Raw genomic sequence first — 6077 nt, forward strand, 5'->3', positions numbered from 1 at the left:
CTTTTTTCAATTCAATAATGTACAACATCATTTCCTCGATCTTTTCCAAAAGAACGGCATCGGTCTTCTGCAAATCGTTGCCGTTCTCGACCATTTCCTGGGCCGAAGGAACGCCTGGCAGATGCTTGTTCTCTTTAATGAAAGATTCTACCTCTTCCACCGTGCGTAGTTTGTAGTCGTCTTGTAAGACGTTGTCGCGCCAGTCGGCGGTACTCTTAACCGCCACCTTCACGCGCTCGGTCAAAATACCGTCTGAAACATAAAGCTTATAGCCTTCGGGCGTGATGCTTAGTCCGGTGCCGATCATGATACCACCCAGATTGTTATTGACGAGATGGTTGTCGGCGGTAAGCGTCCAATGGCGATCCAGGCTTTCCGCGGCTTCCCTCGCGCCGGGGGTAGTACTGCGCATCACGTTGCCGCTACCATCTACTACCAGCGGAAAAACCGTCCCGGTGGAGGTGGGCAGGTTTTCCAACCGTACGCCGGTAGCTGTAGAGCCACCTGCTGTCACGTGTAGCCGAGCAGCGGGGCCTGTGTTGCCAATACCTACATTTACCTGATTGGCCCCGGTACCGCCTAATACAAGGCTGTTACTGGCGGAAACCTCTGCGTTAGCCCCGATGGCAGTAGCGTTAGTAATAGAAGCCGCTCCAGCCCCAATCGCTTTGGTTAGAGAGCCAACGAGTGTATTGTTGCTTCCGCTGACCACGCCAACGCCGCTCGAATAACCAATAAACGAGTTATTGTTACCCGATGTGTTGTCATAGCCAGCGTCTCTACCCAGTATCATGTTGAAACTGCCTGTAGTACTGCTAAACGCTGAATTGACACCAGCAAAGAAATTGCTCGATCCAGTAGTATTCTTGGAGCCTGCATAGTACCCCAAAAACATATTATCGCTTCCGTTGCTGAGAACGCCAGAGTTAACCCCCATCAGGAAGTTCCGGGTTCCTGTCGTATTGGTTACACCTGCATCACGGCCAATGAATATGTTGTACTGTCCTGTTGTGGTGTTTTGTCCAGCTCTTGTCCCCACAAACACATTAAAAGGAGCATTGGAGTTGGCTCCAGCGTTGAAACCCATCATGATATTATCCTCAGATGCAGCGGTAGCACTTATGCCAGCACCATTTCCTATTGCAAAGCTGTTCAGTGAAGGAACAGAAAGGATCCGCTGGTTATTGATTCGAAACCCATTTGTGGAGGGAACGTTAATGTCTCCGTTCACGTCCAGACGCTGTACGGGACTAGTAGTGCCGATGCCAACATTACCCGCCGTAAAGGAGATGTTAGAACCGGAGGTAGTCCATGGACTGGAACCACCTCCTGTGCCGCCTGCGTCAGGGGCCAAGAAGATAAGTCCCGTGGCGTCTACAGTGAGAACCTTGCCGTTGGAAGCTCCTGTGGTGGAACCGCTGTTGAGGTTAGCCATTTTCACACCCTGATTGCCAATGACCAGTGGCTGCCCGGTAGGCGTGGTAATTTGATTTTGGGCTTCGCTTACGAAGGCGACAGCCAAAAGGGCCAAGACGAAAGTAAATCTCTTTTTCATAGTTTGATTTGGTAGGAATGTTTCATGTTGAATCAAAACAACGCTTCTAAGGTAAGGATTTAAATTAAAAACTGAAAAAGAAAATTATCAAACGGTATATTCCATAGAGAGCCGAAGAAGTATCTCTTATTCTTTTATTTCTGTGTGAGTAAGTTTACGAAAACCTCTCCTGAATCTTTTCCTTTCTGAATAATAAAAACAACAGTGTGACAAAGCCACCGAAGATTGCGAAGCCCAGTGCGTACAAGCTCCGTTTTGGTGAACTTCTTATGTTTGGTACCATTGGAGGATCCAGTACTTTTAGTACTGGGGTGTCCTCCAAAGCCAATAATCGGGCGGCCTCCAGTTGGCGGGCTAATTCGCCGTACAGGGATTGTGCCTGGAGAAAATCGCCTTGCAATCTCTGTTCCTCTACTTTTGCTACATTCGTGTAGGCGTTACGATTGCGATCACGGTAGGCGTTCAAGGTCATTTCTGCATTCCGGTACTTTCCTTTTGCTTCCGCCATTTGCTTCTGCAAAAAAGCAACCTTTTCAACCTTTTTACCACCCCGGTACTCTGTCACAAAACTCCTGAGGTAAGAAAGGCTGAAAGTGGCGCAAGCGGCCGCCAATGTGGGGTCTGGCATGACTGCCTTTACAGTGAGTACACCAGTCATTTTATCAAAAGTGGCTGTTATTCGTTTGCTGACCCCCTTCATGATACGCTCCTGCTCTTTGGAAAGAACAATAAGTGTATCACCCTGCGCAATTTGCTGGGCGGTTAGCGGTTTTGCATTCTCGTCGAGGTAAGAAATCAGGTTGACTTTTTTTCCGTTGCTAAGGGGAAGTGGTGTGGAGAACAGCTTCAAAACAAACGGCTTGCTTGCCAAGATACTCGGATACAAATCCGGGCGAATGGCCTCTGAATTGTTCTTTCCTATCGATATTCCTGCCAAACTGGCTAAGTCGCTAAGGCTCCCTGTCCCCGAGATACCCGTACCGTATTCTGGTAAAATATTGGCGGTGGACTCAAATTCAGGTTTGACAAGCCAGGCCAGCCCATAACCGACCCCGCCAGATAGCAGCCCTGCCAAAAACAGGACAAGCCAATATTTTCTGAAAAATGAAAATATATCTGACAGCCTCACTTCCACAATATCGTCTTGAGGAATAGGGGGTGCTGGGTGCATAATTAAACGATGTTAAAATAAGCGGATAACTGTGATGGCCAACGTACTCAATAACGAAAGAATCGCGATGCGCTCACCTGGGGTAGTTTCACGTCCGGTTTTTACGAGTTTGGCCGGGACGCTGATGGTAGTGCCGGGACTGATTTTTGGGCGTATCGGAAAGAAGAGAAAATGATCGGTGCGGTCCAGTCGCCCGTTGGCGTACGCCACGTAAGCTTTGTTCCTGCGAGCATTATCGGAATAGCCTCCGGCCTGAGCGATGTAATCACTGAAACTAAACGAAGGATCGTAGTTTACGATGGATGGATTGAGGACTTCACCCATAATGCGGACGGTTTCGTTGCGCCGGGGGATAATAATGGAGTCGCCCTGTTGTACCAAAATGTTAGCAGGCTGGTCGGGATTATTGAGAATGGAAACCATGTCTAACCCGACGAGCTGCCGTCCAGTCTGCTTTGTAGTTAAGGAAGCCAAGGAGTCGGCCCGAAGCCTCCGCTGTCCTGATGTTAATACATTTTCTCCCGGTTCGTCAAGAACTCTTCTTTCGAGAATGGTGCTTTCCAGTAATTGGCTGTCTCTCATCTGCTCGTCCGAGATTTGGCGGGTGAGGCGCGCCCCAGCCAGGAAAGCGCTGGGCTTGAGCCCACCCGCCCGCTGAATTACATCTGAAATACGCTCGGCGTTGTTGAGAATAGCGTAGCGACCGGGATACATGACTTCACCTTCCAAAACGATGGTTTTCTGTTGTTCGTAATTCGGTGATTTGCGTACGAAGACCACATCAAATGGGGCAAGTTCAAGGCTCTGATTTCCGGCCAGAATTTTCAGGTCTTTATCCACGTCGAAGCGAAAGATTTCGGTGGTTTGGGTAGAGGCCGTACTTATTGTATCACCCTTTATGCGCCGCGCTACTTCGATACGGTAGGGAATGGCCGCCTCGGCATAGCCATCGGCTAAATATATCAGGTCGGACACGGTCATACCCTCGGCGTAGGGAAAAGTATAGGCCTTGTTCACTGCTCCCTGAATGGAAACGGTGCGGCTTTCCTGCAACTCCTGCACCGATTTGACGATGAGTTTATCGTCGCGCTTCAACTGAATATCTTCGGTTTCACCTCGCATCAATTTGCGCAGATCAATAGCAAGAAGCTGGGGCTCGCGCAGATCGTTCTTACGCTCCAACACGGCGCGGTTAAGGAAGGCGTCTTCCTGCAAACCCTCGGCTTTAGAAATAAGATCTTTCACGGTCCGGAGTCCGTCCTCGATGGCGTACATACCTGGTCGATAGACGGAACCCTCCACCAGCACCATATTTTCGTAGCGGTCAAGCACTTTGCCTATTTCGAACACATCACCATCCTGCGGCGTAAAGGTCTCGGCGTTGTCCTTACTCACCTGACCTACTCTGAGTTCGCGACCGTTGTTGCGGCGGTACTGCACGGCGGCGGTGTAGGCGTTGCTGGCGTAACCCCCGGCGTACTGTATGAGATCGGCGAAGGTTTCGCCGGATTTGGTTTCGAAGAGCCCCTCGTGCTTTACCTCTCCGAGTAGTTCCACGCGATTTTGGTAGGGATACACCATGATAATGTCCTGGTCTTTCAGGCCTACATTGTTTTTCAGTTCGCCGTTGAGCAGGAACTGGTACAGGTCGATCTTGGCCACCACGTTGTTGTCCCGAATCACCTCGATCTTGCGCAAAGAACCACTCTCGGTCGGCCCGCCCGAGTAGTAAAGGGCGTTGAAGGCCGTAGCCAGCGACGACAGCGAGTAGGAACCCGGCCGCGCCACTTCGCCCGTCACGATCACTTTGATACTGCGGACGTTGCCCAGTGTGACGGTCGCGTAGGTGCCGCTGCCGGAGCGGTTGAGACCGGAAAAAGCCTGCCGCAAGCGGCTGATGATCCGCTCCTTTGCTTCCTCGATTGTGAGACCATTGACATAAACCGGGGCCAGGTTGAGCATCTTGACCGTTCCTTCGGGGCTGACATCCAGCCGAAAGTTTTCGACGGCGTTGCCATATATATCCACGATCAGTTCGTCTTCGGGCCCAAGCACGTAGTTTTTGGGCGTGGCCAGGTTCAGATTAGGGGCAAAGTCGATCCTTTGATTATCGGACTTATTGAACAAAGACGCGCCAAAAATGCGCCGTTGCGTATCGGAAAGGGGATTAGTTTCGGACTGCCGATTCTGGGATTGATTTTGATTTTGGAGATTATTATCGAACTGAGTGCTCTGCGCCGAACGCTCCATATTCTCCATTCCCATCTGCCGACGCCCACCGTTCAAACTATCGCGCCGGGAGCGGTTTATGCTTGGGTTTTCGGACTGAGCATTAGTCAAGCGGCCGCGTAGTTTGGCAATATCATCCAGGGTGAAGCCCCGCGCCATGGCGGCCTGCTCGATCTGCATGTCCGACATCCCGCTGGCCTTGGCTTGCTGGTAGTACTTCATCAGTTGCGAGTTGGACATCTGCGAAGGGTCGGGGGTCTGGGCCGAAGCCGGAACCGCCAGGCAAAGGCAGAGAAGAAGCAGTGCGGGAAGACCGCGCGGCAAAACAGCTTTTTGGGCGAGTTTCGTAGTCAAGGTACTTTTTATTAGTAAATGAATGAAGGTAGCTTAGTTGTTTGCCACCTTGATACTCAATTCTTTTAGTTGCTGGTCAGCAATGGGGGAGGGGGAGTCGATCATCACATCGCGGCCCGAGTTGTTTTTGGGGAAAGCGATGAAGTCGCGGATGGATTCGGCCCCGCCGAAGAGGGAACAGAGGCGGTCGAAGCCGAAGGCGATGCCTGCGTGAGGCGGGGCGCCAAACTCGAAAGCATTGAGCAAGAAACCAAACTGCGCCTGCGCTTCCTCGGCGGTAAAACCCAGAATCTCAAACATTTTCTTTTGCAGTTCTTTCTGGAAAATCCTGACCGAACCGCCACCTACTTCCACACCGTTGATGACCATATCGTAAGCGTTGGCGCGTACTTTGCCGGGATGGGTCGCCAGTAGCGGGATGTCTTCCGGCTTGGGGCTGGTGAAGGGATGGTGCATGGCGTACCAGCGGCCCTGGGTAGCGTCGTGTTCGCCCTCGCCGTATTCCAGCAGCGGAAAGTCAACTACCCAAAGTACCCGGTAATCGTCGGCTTTGCGCAGGCCCAGGCGGTTGCCCATTTCCAGGCGCAGTTCGCTGAGTTGCTTGCGGGCCTGATTGGCCTCGCCCGAAATCAGCAACAGCAGGTCGCCGGGCTGCGCGTCGAAGGCTTCGGACCATTGCTGCAGACTGGCTTCGTCGTAAAACTTATCCACGGAAGATTTTAAAGTGCGATCCTCATTGTACCGCACATAAATTAATCCCTTCGCTCC

At 51.5% G+C, this 6077-nt stretch carries 4 protein-coding genes; all 4 read right to left on the bottom strand.

The window, feature by feature from the left end; genetic code table 11:
• The coding region (locus tag ACEW8P_RS16105; protein WP_373514105.1) for a hypothetical protein at nucleotides 1-1555 on the bottom strand (1555 nt) is incomplete at its 3' end.
• 154 nt (nucleotides 1556-1709) lie between these two features.
• Nucleotides 1710-2726: a lipopolysaccharide biosynthesis protein gene (locus tag ACEW8P_RS16110; protein ID WP_373514106.1), complete on the bottom strand. Its 1017-nt coding sequence runs from the start codon at nucleotides 2724-2726 to the stop codon at nucleotides 1710-1712.
• A 12-nt stretch (nucleotides 2727-2738) separates the two neighbouring features.
• Entirely contained in the window at nucleotides 2739-5309 is a 2571-nt protein-coding gene (locus tag ACEW8P_RS16115; protein ID WP_373514107.1) for an SLBB domain-containing protein, read from the bottom strand.
• 33 nt (nucleotides 5310-5342) lie between these two features.
• The coding region (locus ACEW8P_RS16120) for an amino acid--tRNA ligase-related protein (RefSeq protein WP_373514108.1) at nucleotides 5343-6077 on the bottom strand (735 nt) is incomplete at its 5' end.

It is taken from the genome of Persicitalea sp. (genome assembly GCF_041751555.1).
Classification (GTDB): domain Bacteria; phylum Bacteroidota; class Bacteroidia; order Cytophagales; family Spirosomataceae; genus Persicitalea.

What these genes read in the sequence shown, in the direction of transcription:
- ACEW8P_RS16110 (WP_373514106.1), bottom strand. Translation starts at nt 2,726, where the DNA reads ATGCACCCAGCACCCCCTATTCCTCAAGACGATATTGTGGAAGTGAGG.